The organism is Massilia suwonensis, from assembly GCF_042655665.1.
Classification (GTDB): Bacteria; Pseudomonadota; Gammaproteobacteria; order Burkholderiales; family Burkholderiaceae_D; genus Telluria; species Telluria suwonensis.
In genome coordinates this window covers 31,486-52,606 of sequence record NZ_JBHSMR010000015.1, presented here as the reverse complement: position 1 = coordinate 52,606, position 21,121 = coordinate 31,486, and the positions used below count along the sequence as shown (strand labels likewise).

Sequence of the window (21,121 nt, the reverse complement as noted above, 5' to 3'; positions counted from 1 at the left end):
GTCTTCCCATCGCCTGGCACATCCATTAGGATCGCCCGATTACAACATTCATTCATTGACGGAGAAAACATGAAGCGTACCCTGTGCAGCAGCCTGATCGCGGGCCTGTTCGCCGCTGGTGCCCACATCGGCGTCCACGCCGGCGCCCACGACGCCACCGCCACGGCGGCACCCACGGCCGCGGCGGCCAGCGCCGGTTCCGGCGTCGACACCGGCGCCATCGATGCCGGCGTGCGGGCACAGGACGACTTCTTCCGCTACAGCCAAGGGAAGTGGCTCAAGGACGTCGAGATCCCGTCGGACCGCTCGAGCTGGGGCGCCTTCAACGTCGCCCAGGACAAGGTCGAGGGCCAGGTGCGCAGCATCATCGAACAGGCCGCACTCGACAAGGAAGCCCGCAAAGGGTCGGCTGCGCAGAAGATGGGCGACTACTACGCCAGCTTCATCGACGAAGCGCGCCGCAACGAACTCGGACTCACGCCCCTGAAGGGCGAGCTGGCGCGCGTGGCGGCCCTGAAGGACAAGCGCGGCATCGCGGCCCTGTCGGCGCGCTTCTCGCGCCTGGACGCCGGCGCGCCGCTCGACATGTACGTCCACCAGGACAACAAGGACTCGACGCGCATGATCGTCGACGTCGGCCAGTCGGGCCTGGGCATGCCGAACCGCGACTACTACCTGCAGGACGAAGCGCGCCTGAAGGATATCCGCAGCAAATACCAGGCCCACGTCGAGAAGATGCTGGCGCTGGCCGGCCACGCCGACGCGGCGCAGGAAGCGGCCCAGATCCTGGCACTGGAAACCGAGATCGCGCGCGTGCAGTGGAGCGCCGTCGAGAACCGCGATCCGGTCAAGGGCTACAACAAGATGACGTTCGCCCAGTTGAAGACACTGACGCCGCACTTCGACTGGAGCGCATGGGCCAAGGGTGTGGGCGTGAACGGCAAGGTCGATTCGCTGATCGTCAGCCAGCCGACCTACCTGGCTGGCCTGGACAAGATCATCGTCGCCACCCCGCTGGACACCTGGCGCGCGTATTTCACCTTCCGCCTGCTGAGCGCCTACGCGCCTTACCTGTCGCAGCCTTTCGTGGACGAGAGCTTCGCTTTCCGCGGCAGTGTGCTGTCGGGTGCGAAGGTGAACCGTCCGCTGGAAAAGCGCGCGATCGCCCAGGTCAACCGCGACCTGAGCGAAGTGGTGGGCAAGGCCTATGTCGAGGCGCACTTCCCGGCCGAGCGCAAGCAGCAGGTCGAAGCGATGGTCAAGAATTTCATCATCGCCTTCCGCGAAGGCATCCAGACGCTGGACTGGATGACCGACGAGACCAAGAAGCAGGCGCAGTTGAAGCTCTCGAAGATGAAGGCCAAGATCGGCTACCCGGACAAGTGGCGCGATTACTCGTCCTTGAACATCGCCCGCAATGACCTGGTCGGCAACGTGATGCGTTCGCGCGAATTCGCCCACCAGTACGGCATCGACAAGCTGGGCAAGCCGGTCGACCGCGCCGCCTGGCACATGTCGCCGCAGACGGTGAACGCCTACTACAGCCCCGAGCTGAACGAAGTCGTGTTCCCGGCCGCGCGCCTGCAGTATCCGCTGTATGACGCCGACGCGGAACCGGCGATCAACTACGGCGCGGTCGGCATCTCGATCGGCCACGAAATCAGCCATGCGTTCGACGACCAGGGTTCGCAGTTCGACGGCGACGGCAACCTGCGCAACTGGTGGACCAAGTCGGACGCCGAAAAATTCGCCGCGCGCGGCAAAGTGCTGGTGGCCCAGTACGGCGCCTACAGCCCGCTGCCGGGCTATAACCTGAACGGCGAGCTGACGCTGGGCGAGAACATCGCCGACAACGCGGGCGCCATCATGGCCAGCCGCGCTTATAAAATCTACCTGAACGGCAAACCGGCGCCGACCATCGACGGCTTCACGGCCGAGCAGCGCCTGTTCATGGGCCTGGCCCAGGCACGGCGCGGCAAGGCGCGCGATGCGGCCCTGATCTCGCAGGTGAAATCGGACCCGCACTCGCCGTCGGAATTCCGCGTCAACGGCAGCATGCGCAACCACCCGGGCTTTTATGAAGCCTTCGACGTGAAACCGGGCGACAAGATGTACCTGGCGCCGGAACAGCGCGTCATCTTCTGGTAAGACCCCGCAGTATCCGGCGCCGGCAAATGTCTGCGCCGGATACAAACCATTACACACTTTTACGCCAATTGTGACATTGCGCGTAAATTCAGGCGGCATGCGAATGCTAGAGTGGACGTTTCGATTGTCCGCCGACACGCATGAAGACGCGCTCCCTTCATTTGCTGCGCCTGGCCTGCTTCCTGGTCCTCGTTGCGGCCGCCTGGTTTGCCTACGCCCGCCTGCAGCTGCCTGCGCATCCGCAAACCCCAAGCGGGCCGCTGCCGTATGCGGTGCAGCAGGTCGAGTACGACAACGACAGCATCGGACTCGAAGGTACGCTGACCGTGCCGCGCACGCCCGGCCCCCATCCGGCGGTGGTGCTGATTCCCGGTTCGGGCGAAGTGGACCGCGACGGTTCCCTGTTCGGCCACCAGTTCTATGCGGTGTTGGCCGATGACCTGACGCGGCGCGGCTTCGCGGTGCTCAGGAGCGACAAGCGCGGCATCGGCCGCTCGCGCGGCGAGTTCGCGCGCGCCACCAGCCTGGACTTCGCTTCCGACATCCAGGCCGGCCTGGCCTTCCTGCGCGGCCGCCCGGACATCGATCCCGAGCGCATCGGGCTGATCGGCCATAGCGAAGGAGGCTTAGTTGGCAGCATCGTCGCGGCCAAGGCGCCGGGCATCGCCTTCCTGGTGCTGATGGCGGGGAACGGCGTGCCGGCCGACGAGATGCTGCTGGCGCGCACCCGGCGCCAGCTGGCGCAGGAACCCGCCGCGTACCTGGCGCGCGAACTGGCTTTGCAGAAGGCGGTGTTTGCCGCGGCGACGGCGCCGGGCAGCGAAGCCGGGCGCGCGGCCAAGGTGCGCGCGCTCTACCGCAGCGCGTCCAGCCAATACGGACGCCCTTACTCGGAAGACGAACTCGCGCCCTTTCTGACGCCCTGGATGCACACGCTGCTGAAGATCGATCCGCAAGCCCTGCTGCGCCAGGCCGCCTGCCCGGTGCTGGCTTTGGTAGGGGACAAGGACGAAGTCGTGACGGCGGCGGACAACATCCCGGCCTTGCGCCAGGCGCTGGCCGCCAATCCGCGCGCGCGGGTCGAGCGCCTGCCCGGCCTGAACCACTTCTTCCAGACCGCGCCCACCGGTGCGCTGTCGGAGGTGGCCGGCATCGAGGAAACCATGTCGCCGCGCGCACTGGCGCTGATCGGCAACTGGGCCGTACAGCAGACACAGGGGCGCTAGCGCACCCCGAACACCTGGGTCCAGTAGACGAAGCCGGGTAATTTTGCGCGACTGATCTCGTAGCCCGCGCCCATCTCGGTAAACAGGGGATTCATCAGGTTGGCGCAGTGACCCGGGCTCTCGATCCAGCCGGCCACCGCTTCGGCGGCCGAGGTTTGCCCGGCCGCGATGTTTTCTCCGACGAGGCGCCAGCGGTAGCCGGCGCGGGTGGCGCGCGCGGCGACCATGCTGCCGTCCGATCCCTGGTGTCCGAAGTGGCGGCGCGCTGCCATGTCGCGGCTGTGCGCCAGCGCGGCCGTGGCCAGCGCATCGTTCCATGCAAGCGGCGCGGCCGCGCCGAAGGCACGCTCGCCGCAATTGCGCGGCACGGCGCGCGCGGCGTTCACGGCGTCCAGGATTTCGCGACCCACCACCTCCTGCGCAGGCAGGTCGATCGGCAGCAGGGGGCGGGCCAGCACGATCGTCCATTCGCTGCCCTGGCGCGTCGCGCCGATGTCGCGGTAGGCGGGATCGAGCAGCACGCGGCAGTAGGGCGTGCGGATCAGGTCCATTACGCCCTTCGCATCCTGCGCGCCGCGCGCGAAAATCGCCTCGACCTGGGCCGCATGGTAGCCGACGCGTTCGAGTTCGTACTCGGGAAAGGAACCGGCGCCCATGCGCACGCGCGCCAGCTGCGGGTCGTTTTTCAAACCGGGTGCCGGCGCGGGGCGGGCGCCGCCGCATTCGCCGGGCGCGGCGCGGTAGGCGTTGATCAGCGAGATCAGGCGCGTATCGTTCTGGGCCTGGGCGCCGCCGGCCAGCAGCGCTGCGAATAGGATAAGCGTACGGATCATCGTTCCAGCATACCCGTGCGCCGCCGGACGTGGCGTTTTCATCGCGCCGTGAAGCCGCCCAGCCTGCCCAGTGCATCGTGCGGCGCGTCCTCGCTCGCCAGCATCGGCGAGATGTCCGGATCGCGCGCGAAGGCTTCCGCGAAAAACGAGACGAAGTGGCTGATCTTCAGCGAGGGCCGGCGCGCCGGCTGGAACACGACGTTCAGCGGCAGCGGCGGCAGCCGGTAGCGCGTCAGGATCGGTTTGACGCGCCCCGCACGGATGTCGTCGCCGTAGACCCATTGCGGCGTGTAGCAGATGCCGAGGCCCTCGACCACGGCCTGGCGGATCGCTTCCGAACTGTTCGACTGCAGGTGGCCGTTGACGCGCACCGAATGCTGCGCGCCTTCCTCGTCCTGGAAGCTCCATTCGTTCATCGTCGCCAGGCCCGTGTAGACGATGCATTGATGCTCGCGCAGCTCGCGCGGATGCTGCGGTTCGCCATGGCGCGCGAGATAGGCGGGGGAGGCCAGCGCGGCGCGGTGCGCGGTGCCGATGCGGCGCGCGATCAGGCGGCTGTCCTTCAATTCGCCGACGCGGAAGGCGACGTCGATCCCGCCCACGACCAGGTCGACGAAGCCGTCGTCGAGCTGCAGGTCGACTTTCAGCTGCGGGTAGCGTTCGAAAAAGGCGGGTAGGCGCGGCACGATGTGCAGGCGGCCGAAGGAAACCGGCGCCGCCACGCGCAGCACGCCGGCGATGTCGTTCTCGGTGCGCTGGACTTCGACCCGTGCTTCTTCCAGCGTGTCGAGCACCTGGCGGCAGCGCTCGTAATAACGTTTGCCCGCTTCGGTGAGCGCGTGGCTGCGCGTCGAGCGCACCAGCAGCTTGGCGCCGAGCAGGGTTTCCAGCGCCTGGATCTGCTTGCTGATGCTCGACTGTGTCGCGCGCTCCTCGCGCGCGACAGCCGAGAAGTTGCCGGTCTCGACCACCCGGACAAAGGTTTCCATCAAACGCAGCCGGTCCATTTTATGTCTCCATCTATTCCTGGTTGGAATAGATCTTATCATTCGTGCGGCCTACCCACGCGTGCGCGGAATACGCATACTGGCTAGTGTAGTGACCGCCGGCGCCCGCTCCCGACAGTGCAGCGACCGGCGGTCCGGTTATTTCCACTATCTGACGAGGACCACACATGAGCCAAAAGTTGTTTCAGCCTGCCCGTATCGGCGACATCGAGGTTGCCAACCGTGTCGTGATGGCGCCGCTGACCCGCAGCCGTGCCGACGAGGCCGCCGGCGACGTGCCGGGCAGCCCGATGAACATCGAGTACTACCGCCAGCGCAGCAATGCCGGCCTGATCATCAGCGAAGGCACGCAAGTCTCGCCGGTCGGCAAGGGCTACATGGCCACGCCCGGCATCTATTCGGATGCGCAAGTCGAAGGCTGGAAGCCCATCACCCAGGCCGTGCACGATGCCGGCTCGAAGATCGTGGCCCAGATCTGGCACGTCGGCCGCGTGACCCACCAGAGCCTCACCGGCGGCGTGCAGCCGATCGCGCCTTCGGCGGTGACGGCGAAGGTGGTCGCTTACACCCACGAAGGCAAGGTCGAGGCGCCGGAACCGCGCGCCCTGGCGATCGACGAGATCAAGGATATTGTTGAGGAATACCGCCGGGGCGCAGCCAACGCGATCCGCGCCGGTTTCGACGGCATCGAACTGCACGGCGCCAACGGCTACCTGATCGACCAGTTCCTGCGTGACGGCGCCAACAAGCGTACCGACGAATACGGCGGCTCGATCGAGAACCGGGCCCGCTTCGCGCTGGAAGTCGTGGACGCCGTGGTCGCCGAGATCGGCGCCGGCCGCGTCGGCATTCGCCTGTCTCCGGTGACGCCGGCCAACGACCTGGCCGACAGCAATCCGCAAGCCGTGTTCGGCTACCTGATCGAGGAACTGAACAAGCGCAACATCGCTTTCATTCACTTCATCGAAGGCGCCACCGGCGGTCCGCGCGACGTTCCCGGCTTCGATTTCGCCTGGGCCCGTAAAACCTTCAAGGGCACGTATATCGCGAACAACGGCTATACCCGCGAGATGGCGATCGACGCGGTGGAATCGGGCGCGGCGGATGCGGTGGCCTTTGGCCGTGCCTACATCGCCAACCCGGACCTGGTGCAGCGCCTGAAACTGAACGCGCCGCTGAATACCCCGAATCCGCAGACTTTCTATGTGCCGGGCGAAGCGGGCTACATCGATTATCCGACGCTGGAGCAGGCGGCCTGATTGCCTGAGCGGTAGCAAAGCAAAAGCCAACCTTCGGGTTGGCTTTTTTATTTTCAACAAGTTGTCGATTTCGGGCATCATCGTTCGTCGTCAAAATGCAGAGCAACTCCATTTCACCTTACAGACGAGGACCGCATGAACAAGCAAGTCATCTTCAATCTTCCAGTCAAAGACCTGGAAAAATCCAAAGCCTTCTTTTCCGCGCTCGGCTTCGGTTTCAATCCGGATTTCAGCAACGAGCAAGCAGCGTGCATCGTCGTCCTGGAAGACAGCATCTATGCCATGCTGACGACCGAGCCCTTCTTCAAGTCCCTGATCAACAAGCCCGTCGTCCAGGCCAAGGAAGCCAACGAGGTCGTCATCTGCCTGAGCTGCGAAAGCCGGGATGAAGTGGACAGCCTGATCGCCAAGGCCCTCGCCGCGGGCGGGCGCATTCCGCATCCGCCGGAGGATCACGGTTTCATGTACGACCAGGGCTTCGAAGACCTGGATGGGCACCTGTGGAACCTGGTCTGGATGGCGCCCAAGGGATGATGTGGCCTGTCGGGCTGGCGGGCCAGCCCGATCCTCATACGCGGGTGTTTGCTTCGGATTAACGAATCGGCCGTTGGCCGGCTCGGCAGTACAATCGAGCGCACCGTCCACGAAAACATCCGCCATGCATAGCCCTGCCATTCTTGCCGCCGCCCTCGTGCTCGCCGCGGCACCCTCCCACGCCCAAGCGCCAGCCAAGCCCCTGCAAGTGAAAATCGGCACGGCGTCCCCTTTGTCCGGTACCGGCGCCCACCAGGGCAAGGACATCGAGAATGGCGCCCGCATGGCGATCGACGAACTGAACGCCAAGGGCATCGTGCTCGGCGGCCGCAAGCTGCAGTGGGTCTTGCAGCCGGAAGACGACGCGGCCGATCCGAAGACCGGCGCCGCCGTCGCCCAGAAGCTGGTCGATGCGAAAGTCGCCGCCGTGGTCGGCCACCTGAATTCGGGTACGACGGTGCCGGCGTCAAAAATCTACGCCAACGCCGGTATCCCGCAGATTTCTCCGGCCGCCACCACGCCGCTCTACACCCACCAGGGTTTCAAGACGGCGTTCCGCGTGGTGGCCAACGACAACCTGGTCGGGCGCACGCTGGCGAGCTATTCGGTGAACACGCTGAAGGCGAAGAAGATTGCCGTGATCGACGACCGCACCGCCTTCGGCCAAGGGCTGGCCGATGAATTCGTGAAGGGGGTGAAGGCTAGTAAAGGCGGGGCGAGCGTCGTCAGCCGCCAGTTCACCAACGACAAGGCAACCGATTTCAACGCCATCCTGACCCAGATCCGCGCGCGCGATCCGGACGTGATTTTTTATGGCGGCATGGACGCGGTGGCCGGCCCGATGCTGAAACAGATGAAGGCGCTCGGCCTGCGCGCGAAGCTCGTGTCGGGCGACGGCGTCTGTTCCGAGAAAATGCCGCAGCTGGCGGGCGATGCCCTGGTCGACGACAAGGTGTTCTGCGTGGTGGCGGGCGGCGTCAGCGGGCCGCAGGAAGCGGGCATGCAGGCTTTTACCCAGCGCTACCAGCAGCGCTACAAGATCCCGCTGCAGACCTATGCGCCCTATGCGTATGACGCGGTGATGGTGTTCGCCAAAGCCATGCAGACGGCGAACTCGAGCGAGCCGGCGAAATTCCTGCCGGCGCTGGCTGGCATCGAGTACGACGGCGTCACCGGCCACATCGCCTTCGATCCGAAGGGCGATCTGAAAAATGCGGCGCTGACGCTCTACACCTATCGCAAGGGGCAGAAGACCAAGCTGCAGGTGCTGCGCTAGGTTCAGTGCGGTACCGGATCGGCCGTGGCTTTCGATCCTGCTCCCAGCGGATAGCACTGGAAGGCCTCCACGGCGACGTGCGCATCCAAGAATTCGCGGAAGGCGGCAATACGCCCGTCGCGGACCGTGAACACGTCCACCCAGTCGCTCTCGAAATCCTGGCCGGTCGCCAGGGCGGTCCAGGCGCCGTGGCCGAGCACTAGGACCTTGTCGCCCTGGGCGATAAACTCTTGCGGGACGAAGGAGCGTACCCCCATCAGTTCGGAAGCCAGCCGGAAGTACTCGGCAACCTGGCCGGTGCCGTGGCGCTTGCCGGTAAAGGGGAGGGCGGGTACGTCGGGGATTTCCCACTCGACGTCTGGCGACATGCAGGCCAGCACGGCGGCGACGTCGCCGCGCCCGTAGGCGGCGTAGGCTTGCCGGACCAGCTCGATATTCTGCTCATTCTGCTGCGCGTTCATGATCGGCTCCAGTGAGGGATAGAACGTTCAGTATGTGCCAGATGCGCCGATGTTCAAGCCTGGTGTGTTGCGGTGGCCTCTTGCAGGCTGGCCAGCACCTGCGCCAAAGGCTGCGGCCGCGCAAACAGGTAGCCCTGCATGGTCGGGCAGCCGTTGGCGCTGAGGAAGTCGGCTTGCGTGCGCGTCTCGACGCCCTCGGCCACCACGCGCAGGCGCAGGTGGGCGGCCATGGCGAGAATGGAGCGCACGATGGCGTCGCCGTCGGCGTCGTCCGGCGTGTCGCGGATAAAACTCTTGTCGATCTTCAGCTCGTAGAGCGGCATGCGCTTCAGGTAGCCGAGGTTCGAGTAGCCGGTGCCGAAGTCGTCGATCGAAAAACGGATGCCGATCGCGGCCAGCGCGTGCATGCGGGCAATGGTGGCGTCGCGGTCCTTGATCAAGAGGCCTTCGGTCAGTTCCAGGATCAGCTGATCGGCCGGTACACCGGTCTGCGCCAGCATGGTGCGCACCTGCTCCACGAAGTCCGATTGGCCGAACTGCATCGGACTGACGTTCACCGACAGCGGCAGCGGGTAGCCGGCTTCGTTCAGGCGCAGCCAGGACAGGCAGGCCTGGTGCAGGGCCCACTGGCCCAGCGGCACGATCAGGCCGCTCGCTTCGGCGATCGGAATGAACACGTCCGGCGGCACGAAGCGGCCGTCGGCGCGCTGCCAGCGCATCAGCATTTCGGCGCCGCTCGCCGTGCCGCCGGCATCGCACTGCAGCTGCAGGTGCATTTGTAATTCGCCGCGTTCGATGGCGCCGGCCAGGTCGCGCTCGAGGGTGAGCCGCTGTTCGGATTCGGTGCGCATTGCCGTTTCGAACAGGGCCACGCCGTTGCGGCCGCGCGCCTTGGCATGGTACATGGCGGTGTCGGCTTCGCGCAGCAGGTCGGCGGCGCTCTGGCCCGGATGCGGCAGCAGGCTCACGCCCAGGCTGGCCGAGGCGTTGTAGCGGTTGCCGTCCACCTCGACCGCGCTCGACAAGGCGTCGCGCAGGCGCTCGGCATGCAGCAGGGCGGCTTGCCGCGCGCTCTCGTGGTCGTGGCCGATGCGCGGCAGCAGGACGACGAATTCGTCGCCGCCGATGCGGGCGACCGTGTCTCCCTCGCGCATCATGGCCGACAGGCGCGCCGCCACGGTGCGCAACAGGGCGTCGCCGGTGGCGTGGCCGCGCGCGTCGTTGACGTATTTAAAATGGTCGAGGTCGATGAAGACGACGGCGCCCCAGCCCTGGCCGGCCTGCGCTTCCAGCAGCAGTGCATCGAGGCGCTCGAGCAGGAACCGCCGGTTCGGCAGCTCGGTCAGCACGTCGTAGTAGGCGAGGCGGTGGATGGCGCTGGCCGCCTTCTTGCGCTCGCCGATGTCGCGCGCGACGACGACCCAGTGCGTGTGCACGCCGTTCTCGTCCCGGAAAGGCACGATTTCGATTTCGGTCCAGGAAGGCGTGCCGCTGGCGGTATAGGTCACGACCTCGGCGTTGGCCGGTTCGCCGCGGTTCATGGCCTCGACCAGGCCGGCCACGACGCCCGGGTCGGAACCGGCGCCGCTGAACATCAGCATGCTGCGTCCCAGCACGGCCTCGCGCGCGTAGCCGGTGCGGCGCACGAAAGCGTCGTTGGCGAAGATGATCGGCCAGGGCACGTCAAGCGTGCCGTCCGTGCCCGCGATCAGCACCATGTCGTTGAGCTGGGCGACGGCGGCCGCGGTGAGGCGCAGTTCGGCATTCAGGCTGTGCAGCGCGTCCTTGCCTTCTTCCAGCGACTGCGCCACGCCGTGCAGGTGGCCGAGCGAAGATTCCAGCTTTTGCAGCAGCGTGCTGCACGACACCGTGATCAGGGCGCCGATGAACAGGAAATTCAGCGCGATGGTCCAGGCCGGGAGCAGGGCCGCGCGGGCGGCGGCATCGTCTCCCGTCTTGAGGTGGCCGGTGACGCTCAGGGCCAGGATCAGCAGGGTGCTGGCGCTCAGCGCAAGCAGCGCCGGCCGCCGGCCGAGCAGGACGGCGGCAAACACGGGCGGCGCGATCAGGTAGAGCTGGGCGACCGGGCCGACGTTGACGATCATGCCGGTCGACACGAGGAACACGATCACGATGAAATGCAGGACGCGGGTGTGGTACGTCCAGCCGCGCAGGCGCCAGATCGCCAGCAGCCAGCCGATGGCGACCAGGTCGACCGTGATCAGCGACCACAGGCGCTGCTCGAAGGCGAGCGCGATGCTGGGAATGGCCGTGCCGATGCCGAGGACCAGCACGATCGTCAGCAGGCGGGAGAAAATGTGGGTGCGCCAGTGCGCGATGTCGGTAAGGGGTGCCACGCAATGCTTCCGGATTGCCGCAGCAAGATATTGCCAATAAGAACGACAAATTGCTGCAATGTATCACTATAGCCTAATTGAACGGCATTGTCCTGAGCCTGCCGTTTTGGTGTTGCGTCGCTACATCGTCGAACGCGTTTTGGAACCAACACGCATGCAACTTGTCTGAATCTGGATTGGCGTCGGCATCCGCACGTCCACGACGGAGGAGTAGAACAGCATGAGCCCTGGTGGGCGTGACGACACCATTCCGGCAGAACTGGAAAAAACCTGTGCCCAGGAACCGATCCACCTGCTGGGCACCGTGCAAGCCTATGGCTTCCTGATGGTGGTGGAGATAAGCAGCGGCTGCATCGTGCAGATCTCGGCCGGCATCGTGCGCCATTGGCCCGGCCTCGATGATGCCGCGGCGCCGCTGTCCAGGCCGCTGTCGGAGTGGGCCGCCGCCGCGGACGACTCCGAAGCACTCGATCTCGCATCCCTGCCGGCACGCCCCGTGCCGCTGCCCTGGCGTCCGCGCTTCGAGCAGACCCGTCCGCCGCAGCCCGAGCCCGAGGGCCCGCCCTCCTCGCAATGGGAATGCCTGGGCCACCGCAGCGGCGACCTGGCGATCCTCGAATGGCTGCCGATGATCGCCACCCCGGACGAGCAGCAGCGCCAGAACCAGGTCTTTGCCGATTTCGCCGGCGTCATCGGCCGCCTGCGCCGCTCGGAAGACCTCGACGCCTTCTTTCGCGACAGCGTCAGGGTGATCCAGGACGTCAGCGCCTTCGACCGCGTGATGATCTACCGCTTCCTGCCCGACGGCAGCGGGGAAGTGGTGGCCGAGCACGCGGCAGCCGGCTACCAGCAGAAATACCTGGGCCTGCGTTTTCCCGCCTCCGACATTCCCAGCCAGGCGCGCCGGCTGTATCTGACCAATACCTTGCGCGTGCTGGCCGACGTCGAAGCCGCGATGGACGCCCTGGTGCCGCCGCTGCTGCCGAACGGAGAAGCGCTCGACCAGAGCCATTGCATGCTGCGCGGCCTGTCCGAGGTGCACCTGGCCTACCTGCGCAACATGGGCGTGCGCGCCACCCTGACCCTCTCGATCGTCTGCGAGGGCAAGCTGTGGGGCCTGATCGCCTGCCACCACCACGCGCCGCGCACGCCGCCGCACCAGATCCGCGACGGCATGCGCCAGATCGCCGAACTGCTGGCCGAAATCGCCAACATGCGCATCGAGTCGCTGTCGCACCTGGACGCGGTCGGCCACCGCCTGCGCCTGGACCGCCTGCTGAACGGCTTCCACCAGGCCCTGATCCAGGATGGCGACATCACGACCGTGCTCGAGCTCTGGATGCCGCGGCTGCTGCCTGCATTCAATGCCAACACCCTGGGCGTGAGCATCGGCACGCTCGCCTGTGTCGGCGGACCGGGGAAGCGCCAGGGGGCCACCCACCAGATCCTCGACGAGGTCGGCACCCGGCTCGGCGTGCAGGACCAGGGCCCGGCCGTGCGCATGTGGGACGACCTGCTGACTTCACCCAGGCGTTCGCTGCTCTGCCTGCCCGAGGCGGCCGGCCTGATGCTGGCGCAGCGCCACGACGAGGACATCATCTTCTGTTTTCTCACGCGCGAGGAAGTGGTGCAGCAGGTGCACTGGGGCGGCGAGCCGCGCAAGCACACGGTGTCGCTGCCGGACGGCCGGGTGCGCCTGGAACCGCGCCGCTCGTTTACCAAGTGGCAGCAATCGGTGCGCGGCCACTCGGCGCCCTGGCAGCAGACCGATGCCGACGCGCTGCAGAACCTGCTGCGCATCCTGAGCGAGGTAAACAAGCTGCAGGTGAACCGCAAGATGCAGGAAACCCTGCACTGGCGCGCCCACCACGACCACCTGACCGGCTTGTACAACCGGCGCGCCATGGAAGACGAGGTCGCGCGCCGCCTGGAAGACGGCCACTACAACACGGCGCTGATGCTGCTCGACCTCGACCATTTTAAAAAGATCAACGACACCTACGGCCACGAAACGGGCGACCTGGTGCTGCAGCAATTGAGCTCGCGCCTGAAAGCGGTGATGCGCGAGTTCGACTTGCTGGCGCGCCTGGGCGGCGACGAGTTCATGCTGTTGCTGCAGATCCCGCACCCGAACGCGGCCACCGCGCTGACCTTCGCCGAGCGCCTGCACCAGGCGGTGTCCGCGCCCTTCGACGTCAAGGGCCAGCAATTCCGGCTCGGGATCTCGATCGGCATTGCCATCCCGCCGGCCCACGGCCGCAGCGTGAGCGAACTGCTGCGCCACGCCGACCTGGCCCTGTACCAGGCCAAGTCCCTGGGACGCAGCCGCAGCGTCGTGTTCGAACTGGCGATGGCCGCCGACCAGCGCGATTATTATCTGCTCGAGCGCGACCTCGACGAAGCGATCGAACGCGACCAGCTCTCGCTCGTGTTCCAGCCCAAGGTCGACCTCATCAGCCGCAAGGCCGTCGGCCTGGAAGCGCTGGTGCGCTGGAATCATCCGACCCGCGGCCAGAACAGCCCGAGCGCCTTCATCCCGATCGCCGAGCACAGCGACCAGATCATCCGCATCGACCGCTGGGTCATGCGCAATGCCGTCGCCAAGCAGGCCGAGCGCCACAGCGAGGGCTTGCCCAGCCTGCCGATCGCGGTCAACCTGTCGATCGCCGACATCCTCTCGCCCAACCTGGTGCCTTATCTGACCGGGCTGCTGGCGGAGTACGGGGTGCCGCCGCAAGCGCTGGAAATCGAAGTCACGGAATCGTGCTTCATGCGCCAGCTGGCCGAAACCCGCAACGTGCTGCGCGCCCTGAACGACAGCGGCATTTCGACTTCGCTCGACGACTTCGGCACCGGCTTTTCCTCGCTCAGCTACCTGCGCCAGCTGCCGCTGCAATGCCTCAAAATCGACCAGTCTTTTACCCACAGCATGCTGCAGGACCACAACGCGGAAAAGCTGACCCAGGCCATCGTGGCGATGGGGAACGCGTTAAAAATGAAGATCGTGGCGGAGGGCGTGGAAACGCGCGAGCAGATGAACTGGCTGCTGGCGCACGGTTGCCACATCGGGCAGGGGTATTACTTCAGTCCGCCTGTGCCGCCGGAAGATTTGCAGCAGGTGATCGAGCGGCTGGAGGTGAGGTTGTCGGCCTGAGCCGGGGTCAGGCCTTGTCCTTGTCGCTCGCCGGCCTGGCGGCGCGTCGGCAGCGTTCCGAACAGTATTTGACGTGCTCCCAGTCGCGCTCCCACTTCTTGCGCCAGGTGAAGGGCAGGGCGCAGTGGGCGCAGGCCTTCGTGGGGAGCTGGGATTTTTTGCGCATCTTCATGCGCAGATTGTAGCCCGGACTTCTCGAAGGCCGGCTTGCCGGCAGAAACGCCAACCGGGTGGGCTTGGCGTTTCTGCGTCGCTGTTCTCGGCTTTACACGGATATCCTGCGCGCGCGCCGCACTGCCATCATGCCAGCGCTGCCGGCGGCGAACAGCAGCCAAGTCGCCGGTAGCGGCACCTCATTCGGTGGCGGCGGTTCCTCATCGGCCGTTCCCTGCACCCCGACCGTGAACCCATTCCAGAACTCGTTGGTCAGGCTGCGCCAGGTCAGCGTATCGAATGTGCCGGTGAAGCGAATAGAGCCGTGCGGTTCGCCGGTGCCGATCAGTCGGTATTCGATGTTGCCGCCGCCCAGATCGACCACCTCCTTGGTCACGCCGCCGCAGCCCCAGTAGCCGCAGCTGTTGTTGCCGGGCGCGGGTTCTCCGAGGCCTGCGCCGAAACTGAGGATGTCGAAGTCCTGGTTAAGGAAGGCATAGCCGTTGCCGTTCAGGCTGACGAAAGCGAAGACCGGATTGACGATCGCCTGCGAGAACGTCAGGGTCTGGTTGCCTGCGAACTGAAGGGCGATGATGTCGCTGTCAGGCGGCGGATTGTCGACCTGGGCGCTGGTGTAGGGCGAGTTCCCCACGGGCGTACGTGGAATCCAGTAGTCGGTGCCACCACTTGTCTGATAGAAGCCGACGCCCGCCGCATTGGTGTAGGTGACGCCGACGGTCGAGGTCGAGGTGGTGATGGTGCCCTGGCCGATGAAGCCGGGACCCGGATCGGAGTCGGTGCCGGTCCAGTCGGTCCAGTAGACCGGAGCGGCATGAACCGCACCGGCGCTCATCAACAAGCCAAGAACGGGAAGTGCGCGATGCAGGAGTGCGGTAAAGCGTTGCGTAGCCATGGTTCCCCCTAGTTGTGATCGACCGTCGGTATGACAGCCGCAAGGAGGCGCTGAGCAAATCCTGTACCAATTATGCTAGCTGCTTGAATTTTAACGAAAAGTAAACATGAAAAATGGATGAGTCGTTAAATTTTTCGACAGTGGCTCTTGCGCGCCGACATGAACATATCGCTCGCGCCAAGGCTTGCCGTGCATGACGGGGCAGCCCTGTCACGAGAGCTGCTGTTAAAATTTGCGACCGCTATTCAATGTCGATTAACAGGAGTACACAAATCCTACGGTTTCTTATCAGCGCGGCGCTGGGCCGGCCAAAGTTGGCGATTGCTGCAGTGTTATTGGTGCTGGCAGCCTTGGCCAGCACCATGACTTATACCGGTTACCTTGTCATCGGCGTCCTGGCCGAGTATCTCGGCACGGGACGGTTCATGGCAGGGCTGCTGCTGGGCGTTCTCTTCGCACGATTTCCCAAGGTAAGCCAGGGCAAGCTGCGCGTTGTCGGCCTCTTGCCCAAGCCTGTACGGCGGCCGCTCATCGTCGGCTTGCTCGGGCTCTGCCTGCTGCACTTCCTGTCGCGCGGCGACTACGTGCCCGCGGCGTTTACAGGTTTCGCGACGGCGTTCCTGCTCACCTATCCCTGGTTGAGGCGTAAGGTGTTCGATCGGGTCGTATCGTCCGTCTTCCCATTCGCTGGCCGACAAGCTCCCAAAAGCACCGGCGACGACATGGTGATCGACGGTGAATTCAGGGAACGCAAAGACTAAGGCCTACAGCGACGACAAGGCCGGTCCATCCGGCTTGCCCAGCCAGGTCGTCGCAAAGCGCTGCCGGGCCGCCGCCAGCGCGGCGCTATCGCCGCGGACGCGGTACACCTCCATCAGCCCGCGCAGCGCCCAGCCGTTGCTCGGGGTGCGTGCCAGCGAGCCGCGGAAGACCTGCTCGGCCTTGTCGAGCTGGCCGGCGCGCAGCAGCGCCATGCCGAGCGACTGGCGTACCGGGTAATACCAGTAGGGCGGTTCCATGTAGGGCAGGGCATCCTGGATCGCCACGGCTTCGCCGTAGGCGGTGATGGCGTCGGGCAGCCGGCCCTGCCGGTCGGCGATGCGGCCGCGCGCCACCGCCTTGGCGGTCCGGACGATTTCGCGCCCCGGGATGGCCCAGTCGGTAAGCGGCTTGAAGTCGGCGCTGCGCTCGATGTGCTCGATGGCGGCCACTTCGCGGTTGGCGGCGTCCAGGTCGCCTTTGCGCACGTAGCCGACGGCGCGCGCGTAGTGCCACATCGCCTTCACGAGCACGAAGTCGGGCCCCGGGTCGGGCAGGGACACCAGCGTGTCCGGGCTGCTGAACTGAACATGGGCGAAATAGGGCGCCGACTTGACCGGTTGCAGCGCACCGATGGCCTTGACCGCATCGGCAGGGACCGCCTTGTCGAGCTTGCCGGCGGCATCGAGGGCCGTCTTGCCGTCACCTCCCATCAGCGCCGACACCATTACGAAGTGGATGTTGTGCGGGTAGTAGGCGCCGCGGTAGACGGGATCGCTGGGCGAGGCCGAGAAATACCGTTCGTCGATGGCGACGGCTTCCACGTTCGACTGCAGCGCTTCGCGGTACATGCCGAGCCGGTAATAGATGTGCGACGGCATGTGGACGATGTGCCCGGCGCCGGGGATCTGGCGCGCCAGCACGCGCGCGGCAGGCAAGGCCTTGTCGGGCTGGGACGAGGCTTCCATCGCGTGGATGTAATAGTGCGCGGCGCCGGGATGGCTGGGGTTGCGTTCGAGGACGCGTTCGAGCGCATCGATCATCTCGGCCGTGCGGTTCTTGGGCTGGGTGCCGGCGGCGGCCCAGTAATCCCAGGGCGCCAGGTCCATCAGCGCTTCGGCGAACAGCACCTGGATGGTGTCGTTGTTGGGATGCGCCTGCGCCGCCTCGGTCATGGCGTCGGCATAGGCCTTGTCGAGCGCGGCCCGTGCTGTGCCCGAAGCGGCGCGTGGATCGGCGCTGTAGCGGCGCGCGACGGCCTTGATCAGGGCCTGCTCGGCAGGCGTGGCGTTCTTCGCCAGGCGCATCGCGCTGGACGCGGCCTGGACCGCCGGCGTCACTGCTTCGGGAAACATCGGCGCGTTGATGTTGGGACCCAGCACCAGGGCCTCGCCCCAATAGCACATGGCGCAATTGGCATCGAGTGCCTGCGCGGCGCGGAAGGCGCGCGCCGCTTCGGCGTGGTTGAAGGCGAAGGTCAGGCGCATGCCCTGGTCGAAGAAGGCCTGCGCCTTCGGGCTTTTGGTCGTGACCGGCACGTGCAGGGTACCGAGGTCCTCATACAGTGGCGGCGGCCCGGCCTTGGCCTCCGGGGCCTTGGCGGGCGGCTGCTGGCTCGGCTGGAACGGCCTGGTTTCCGCTTGCGCCAGTACCAGCTTGTCGAGCAGCGGCGGCCGGCCGGCCTGCGCCGGTGTGCAGGCGGCGCCGGTGGCGAACAGCGGATCGAAAGCAGGCTTGGGTGCGCGTTCCGCCTGCGTGGACGACACGGTGGCCAGGACGGACGCTGCAGCCGTTGCAGCGCCGAGGAATACGAATTTCATGATGCTTCCCTCCCGGCATCGTCGCCGTGATGGGGTGATGCGGATATCGCAATTGGAGTATAGGCCGGGACACCAAGTTTCATAGGTAGGGATCCTTGCAGACAGCTTGATTGAGAAAGCTCAAACCTCGGCCCAAAGCACCGGCGATGCCGGTCGCGGTGACTAGACTGAGTAACCAGGGTAAGTGCGTGCCCGTGCGGTCGCGCTTGCCGGCCGTTGTCCAGTGTGTGGGGGAGCGAATATGAACAAGCCTTGGAGAAGAAGCCGTCGCATCTGGCTCGTTGCGGCGATGATCGGATCGGCAGCCGTGTCCGTATCGGCAGCCAATTTTTTACGGGATTTCCTCGACAGCGAGAATCCCGTCAAACGCGGCTATGCCATCGTCCCGGCCGGCGTCGTACTGAATCTGGCGGACAAGGATCGGCAACTGGTCGGTCTGGGCAGCTACGTCGTCAATACGAGCGGCTGCGTCGACTGCCACAGTCATCCGACCTATTCGCCCGGCGGCGACCCGTTCAGGGGCGAGCCGGAACGGCTCAATGCCGAAGAATACCTGTCCGGCGGCCGTCAGTTCGGGCCGACGATTACCTCGGCCAATATCACCCCCGACAATGCGGGCCGGCCTGCAGGGCTGACGCGCAGGGAGTTCATCCAGATGATGCGTACCGGGCACAACCCCAAGGATCCGCCCGGCACCATCGTGCAGGTCATGCCCTGGCCGGTCTATGGCAAGAAAACGGAACTGGAGCTGACCGCCATGTATGAATACCTGCGTGCGATTCCTTCCTTACCCGACAATACCCATCCGGGACCCTGAGGGCGCCTGCACGCCATCGGAGGCAGGCGATGCCACCGGCGGCAGCGCCACCCGCTGCACCGGCTTGGCCTGGGCGGCGATGAAGCCTTCGAGCGCGGCCGACAGCGACTCCAGCGCCTGCTTGCCGAAGGCCTGCTCGAGGTAGCGGTACTGCAGTTCGATCAGCGGCGCCATGTCGTCGATCAGCGCATCCCCCTTCGGCGCCAGGCTGACCAGCACGCGGCGCTGGTCGGCTTCGACGCGCACCCGCTGGACCAGTCCAATTTCTTCCATGCGCGCCAGGATGCCGGCCATGCTGCTGCTGAGGATCTGGCAGAGCGCGCAGATTTCTCGCGGCTCGAGTTGCGCGTGCTCATCGAGTGCGCGCAGGATGCGCCACTGCTGCTCCGTCAGGCCGTAGTGGTTGAGGATGGGACGGAAATGCCCCATCAGCGCGTCGCGCGCATGCAATAGCTGCTGTGGCAAGTTGCGATGGGTGAAGCGCTTGGCCACGGTGACTCCTGATCGTGATCGGGTGAATCGGAACAGATAGGCGGCGTATAGCCGTGCCTTGACTTACTCACATGCGAGTGATTTAATCACTCATATGCTAGTGAATTACGCATGAACGCCGTTCCACTTTGACACGAAGGATACAGCATGATGCTGGGCGACCAGCCACCTGGGCTCCATCGGTTCTTCGCGCTGCGGGGATCGGACTCCCACTCTTGCCTTTGAAAAGGTTTTGCCATGTATCACGAGTACCAGGACCGCATTCGCCACCCGCTCTTGCGCGAGCGCATCCAGAGCGCCGCCGCTGCAGCGGCGCTGATTGAAGACGGAATGACGGTCGGCATGAGCGGCTTCACGCGGGCCGGGGACGCCAAGGCGGTGCCGCTGGCGCTGGCCGAACGGGCGCGCCAAGATCCGCTGCAGATTACCCTGATGACCGGCGCCTCGCTCGGCAGCGACGTCGACAAGGTCCTGACGGAAGCCGGCGTCCTGGCGCGCCGCATGCCTTTCCAGTCCGATGCCACGCTGCGCGCGGCGATCAACCGCGGCGACGTGATGTTCATGGACCAGCACCTGTCCGAAACCGTCGAACTGCTGCGCACCGGCCAGATCGCGCCGATCGATGTCGCCATCGTCGAGGCCGTCGCCATCCTCGACAGCGGCGCCATCGTCCCGACCACTTCGGTGGGCAACAGCGCCAGCTTCGCGATCCTGGCGGATAAAGTGATCGTCGAGATCAACCTGGCGCAGCCGTTGGCGCTGGAAGGGCTGCACGACATCTTCATCCCGAAACACCGTCCGCAGCGCGAGCCGATTCCCCTGATGACGCCGCGCGACCGCATCGGCACGAGCGCCATCATGATCCCTCCGGAAAAAATCGCCGCCATCGTCATCACCGAACGCAGCGACAGTGCGTCGACCATCCTGCCGGCCGACGAGGACACGGCCGCGATCGCCGCCCACCTGGTGGCCTTCTTCGAGCGCGAAGTCGCGCTGGGGCGCCTGACCGAGCGCCTGCTGCCGATCCAGGCGGGGATCGGCACCATCGCCAACGCGGTGATGATGGGCTTCATCGACAGTCCGTTCCGGCACCTGAGCATGTATTCCGAGGTGCTGCAGGATTCCACCTTCGACCTGTTCGATGCCGGCAAGCTCGATTTCGCTTCCGGCTCCTCGATCACACTGTCGGCAGCCAAGGGCGAACAAGTGTTCGGCGACATCGGCCGCTACAAGGACCGCCTGGTGCTGCGGCCCCAGGAAGTGAGCAACCATCCCGAGGTGGTGCGCCGGCTCGGCATCATCGCGATCAACACCGCGCTCGAGGCCGACATTTACGGCAACGTCAATTCGACCCACGTGGGCGGCACGCACATGATGAACGGCATCGGCGGCTCGGGGGACTTCGCGCGCAATGCCTACCTGGCCGTGTTCGCCACCAAGTCGGTCGCCAAGGGCGGCAAGATTTCCAGCATCGTGCCGATGGTGTCGCACGTCGACCACAATGACCACGACGTCGATATCATCGTCACCGAAATCGGCCTGGCCGACCTGCGCGGCCTGGCGCCGCGCGAACGCGCGCAGGCCATCATCGAAAACTGCGTGGCCGAACCCTACCGCCAGATGCTGCGCGAGTATGTGGCGGAAGCGAACCGGAGGGGTGGCCACACGCCGCACGTGCTGGAGCAGGCTTTGTCGTGGCATGTGCGCTATGGTGCTACCGGTTCGATGCTGCCTGAACAGGGTAGCCAGGTGTCCTGAAAACAATAACGCCGACCTTCGCAGGTCGGCGTTATTGTTTGTACTACTGAATTCTTGGTGGCCCGGGGCGGAATCGAACCACCGACACAAGGATTTTCAATCCTCTGCTCTACCAACTGAGCTACCAGGCCAAGGCGGAGAATTCTAACACGAA

17 protein-coding genes and 1 tRNA gene are annotated in these 21,121 nt (G+C 65.4%); 9 read left to right on the top strand and 9 right to left on the bottom strand.

All coding sequences use genetic code 11. From position 1 onward, the window contains the following. Positions 1–69: 69 nt before the first annotated feature. Together ACFPQ5_RS23815 and ACFPQ5_RS23810 are read left to right on the top strand one after the other, a co-directional pair. Positions 70–2,148 carry a M13 family metallopeptidase gene (locus ACFPQ5_RS23815; protein WP_379761514.1) on the top strand — a complete coding sequence of 693 codons (2,079 nt, stop codon included), beginning with the start codon at positions 70–72 and terminating at the stop codon, positions 2,146–2,148. A 140-nt stretch (positions 2,149–2,288) separates the two neighbouring features. Then, complete coding sequence (locus tag ACFPQ5_RS23810; protein ID WP_379761512.1) at positions 2,289–3,374, top strand: alpha/beta hydrolase family protein; 1,086 nt, start codon at positions 2,289–2,291, stop codon at positions 3,372–3,374. On the opposite strand, the gene ACFPQ5_RS23805 is transcribed toward ACFPQ5_RS23810, so the two are convergent. Further along, entirely contained in the window at positions 3,371–4,207 is an 837-nt protein-coding gene (locus ACFPQ5_RS23805) for a CAP domain-containing protein (RefSeq protein ID WP_379761510.1), read from the bottom strand. The genes ACFPQ5_RS23810 and ACFPQ5_RS23805 overlap by 4 nt on opposite strands. Positions 4,208–4,245: 38 nt before the next feature. Next, positions 4,246–5,214, bottom strand: a complete 969-nt coding sequence (locus tag ACFPQ5_RS23800; RefSeq protein WP_379761508.1) for a LysR family transcriptional regulator — start codon at positions 5,212–5,214, stop codon at positions 4,246–4,248. 167 nt (positions 5,215–5,381) lie between these two features. Between ACFPQ5_RS23800 and ACFPQ5_RS23795 the strand changes: the two genes are divergently transcribed. From ACFPQ5_RS23795 to ACFPQ5_RS23785, 3 genes are all read left to right on the top strand, one after another. Next, positions 5,382–6,473: an alkene reductase gene (locus tag ACFPQ5_RS23795; protein WP_379761506.1), complete on the top strand. Its 1,092-nt coding sequence runs from the start codon at positions 5,382–5,384 to the stop codon at positions 6,471–6,473. 135 nt (positions 6,474–6,608) lie between these two features. Continuing rightward, positions 6,609–7,007, top strand: a complete 399-nt coding sequence (locus ACFPQ5_RS23790; RefSeq protein WP_379761504.1) for a VOC family protein — start codon at positions 6,609–6,611, stop codon at positions 7,005–7,007. Between the two features lie 124 nt (positions 7,008–7,131). Then, the gene (locus ACFPQ5_RS23785) at positions 7,132–8,283 is read left to right on the top strand and encodes a branched-chain amino acid ABC transporter substrate-binding protein (RefSeq protein ID WP_379761502.1); all 1,152 of its coding nucleotides are present in this window, start codon (positions 7,132–7,134) and stop codon (positions 8,281–8,283) included. A 2-nt stretch (positions 8,284–8,285) separates the two neighbouring features. On the opposite strand, the gene ACFPQ5_RS23780 is transcribed toward ACFPQ5_RS23785, so the two are convergent. Both ACFPQ5_RS23780 and ACFPQ5_RS23775 read right to left on the bottom strand, forming a co-directional pair. Then, the gene (locus ACFPQ5_RS23780; RefSeq protein WP_379761500.1) at positions 8,286–8,744 is read right to left on the bottom strand and encodes a nuclear transport factor 2 family protein; all 459 of its coding nucleotides are present in this window, start codon (positions 8,742–8,744) and stop codon (positions 8,286–8,288) included. A gap of 53 nt (positions 8,745–8,797) precedes the next feature. After that, complete coding sequence (locus ACFPQ5_RS23775; RefSeq protein WP_379761498.1) at positions 8,798–11,101, bottom strand: putative bifunctional diguanylate cyclase/phosphodiesterase; 2,304 nt, start codon at positions 11,099–11,101, stop codon at positions 8,798–8,800. A 220-nt stretch (positions 11,102–11,321) separates the two neighbouring features. Between ACFPQ5_RS23775 and ACFPQ5_RS23770 the strand changes: the two genes are divergently transcribed. Beyond that, positions 11,322–14,255 carry a bifunctional diguanylate cyclase/phosphodiesterase gene (locus tag ACFPQ5_RS23770; RefSeq protein ID WP_379761496.1) on the top strand — a complete coding sequence of 978 codons (2,934 nt, stop codon included), beginning with the start codon at positions 11,322–11,324 and terminating at the stop codon, positions 14,253–14,255. A gap of 7 nt (positions 14,256–14,262) precedes the next feature. Here the strand turns inward: ACFPQ5_RS23770 and ACFPQ5_RS23765 are convergent, their stop codons facing one another. Both ACFPQ5_RS23765 and ACFPQ5_RS23760 read right to left on the bottom strand, forming a co-directional pair. After that, a complete protein-coding gene (locus tag ACFPQ5_RS23765) occupies positions 14,263–14,427 on the bottom strand; it encodes a DUF2256 domain-containing protein (RefSeq protein WP_379761494.1) in 165 nt (54 codons plus the stop codon). Positions 14,428–14,520: 93 nt separating this feature from the next. Beyond that, positions 14,521–15,261 (bottom strand): PEP-CTERM sorting domain-containing protein, encoded by a 741-nt coding sequence (locus ACFPQ5_RS23760; RefSeq protein ID WP_379761492.1) that lies wholly within the window; start codon positions 15,259–15,261, stop codon positions 14,521–14,523. 422 nt (positions 15,262–15,683) lie between these two features. Between ACFPQ5_RS23760 and ACFPQ5_RS23755 the strand changes: the two genes are divergently transcribed. Beyond that, positions 15,684–16,082, top strand: coding sequence for an FxsA family protein (locus tag ACFPQ5_RS23755; protein ID WP_379761490.1), 399 nt, complete (start codon positions 15,684–15,686; stop codon positions 16,080–16,082). A gap of 3 nt (positions 16,083–16,085) precedes the next feature. On the opposite strand, the gene ACFPQ5_RS23750 is transcribed toward ACFPQ5_RS23755, so the two are convergent. Next, the gene (locus tag ACFPQ5_RS23750) at positions 16,086–17,900 is read right to left on the bottom strand and encodes a tetratricopeptide repeat protein (protein WP_379761488.1); all 1,815 of its coding nucleotides are present in this window, start codon (positions 17,898–17,900) and stop codon (positions 16,086–16,088) included. 241 nt (positions 17,901–18,141) lie between these two features. On the opposite strand from ACFPQ5_RS23750, the gene ACFPQ5_RS23745 reads away from it, so the two are divergent. Then, a complete protein-coding gene (locus tag ACFPQ5_RS23745; RefSeq protein WP_379761486.1) occupies positions 18,142–18,717 on the top strand; it encodes a hypothetical protein in 576 nt (191 codons plus the stop codon). On the opposite strand, the gene hpaR is transcribed toward ACFPQ5_RS23745, so the two are convergent. Next, positions 18,688–19,209, bottom strand: coding sequence for a homoprotocatechuate degradation operon regulator HpaR (gene hpaR, locus ACFPQ5_RS23740; protein WP_379761484.1), 522 nt, complete (start codon positions 19,207–19,209; stop codon positions 18,688–18,690). The two genes, ACFPQ5_RS23745 and hpaR, sit on opposite strands and share 30 nt — an antisense overlap. A 237-nt stretch (positions 19,210–19,446) precedes the next feature. On the opposite strand from hpaR, the gene ACFPQ5_RS23735 reads away from it, so the two are divergent. Further along, on the top strand, positions 19,447–20,967 hold the full coding sequence (locus ACFPQ5_RS23735) for an acetyl-CoA hydrolase/transferase family protein (protein ID WP_379761482.1): 1,521 nt from the start codon (positions 19,447–19,449) through the stop codon (positions 20,965–20,967). Between the two features lie 55 nt (positions 20,968–21,022). On the opposite strand, the gene ACFPQ5_RS23730 is transcribed toward ACFPQ5_RS23735, so the two are convergent. After that, positions 21,023–21,098: transfer RNA gene (locus ACFPQ5_RS23730), tRNA-Phe, on the bottom strand. Between the last annotated feature and the right edge of the window lie 23 nt (positions 21,099–21,121).

Bases quoted from the DNA above. Each gene is read 5' to 3' on its own strand.
- ACFPQ5_RS23815 (WP_379761514.1), top strand. From the start codon at position 70: ATGAAGCGTACCCTGTGCAGCAGCCTGATCGCGGGCCTGTTCGCCGCT.
- ACFPQ5_RS23810 (WP_379761512.1), top strand. From the start codon at position 2,289: ATGAAGACGCGCTCCCTTCATTTGCTGCGCCTGGCCTGCTTCCTGGTC.
- ACFPQ5_RS23805 (WP_379761510.1), bottom strand. From the start codon at position 4,207: ATGATCCGTACGCTTATCCTATTCGCAGCGCTGCTGGCCGGCGGCGCC.
- ACFPQ5_RS23800 (WP_379761508.1), bottom strand. From the start codon at position 5,214: ATGGACCGGCTGCGTTTGATGGAAACCTTTGTCCGGGTGGTCGAGACC.
- ACFPQ5_RS23795 (WP_379761506.1), top strand. From the start codon at position 5,382: ATGAGCCAAAAGTTGTTTCAGCCTGCCCGTATCGGCGACATCGAGGTT.
- ACFPQ5_RS23790 (WP_379761504.1), top strand. From the start codon at position 6,609: ATGAACAAGCAAGTCATCTTCAATCTTCCAGTCAAAGACCTGGAAAAA.
- ACFPQ5_RS23785 (WP_379761502.1), top strand. From the start codon at position 7,132: ATGCATAGCCCTGCCATTCTTGCCGCCGCCCTCGTGCTCGCCGCGGCA.
- ACFPQ5_RS23780 (WP_379761500.1), bottom strand. From the start codon at position 8,744: ATGAACGCGCAGCAGAATGAGCAGAATATCGAGCTGGTCCGGCAAGCC.
- ACFPQ5_RS23770 (WP_379761496.1), top strand. From the start codon at position 11,322: ATGAGCCCTGGTGGGCGTGACGACACCATTCCGGCAGAACTGGAAAAA.
- ACFPQ5_RS23765 (WP_379761494.1), bottom strand. From the start codon at position 14,427: ATGAAGATGCGCAAAAAATCCCAGCTCCCCACGAAGGCCTGCGCCCAC.
- ACFPQ5_RS23760 (WP_379761492.1), bottom strand. From the start codon at position 15,261: ATGAGCGCCGGTGCGGTTCATGCCGCTCCGGTCTACTGGACCGACTGG.
- ACFPQ5_RS23755 (WP_379761490.1), top strand. From the start codon at position 15,684: ATGACTTATACCGGTTACCTTGTCATCGGCGTCCTGGCCGAGTATCTC.
- ACFPQ5_RS23750 (WP_379761488.1), bottom strand. From the start codon at position 17,900: ATGAAATTCGTATTCCTCGGCGCTGCAACGGCTGCAGCGTCCGTCCTG.
- ACFPQ5_RS23745 (WP_379761486.1), top strand. From the start codon at position 18,142: ATGAACAAGCCTTGGAGAAGAAGCCGTCGCATCTGGCTCGTTGCGGCG.
- ACFPQ5_RS23735 (WP_379761482.1), top strand. From the start codon at position 19,447: ATGTATCACGAGTACCAGGACCGCATTCGCCACCCGCTCTTGCGCGAG.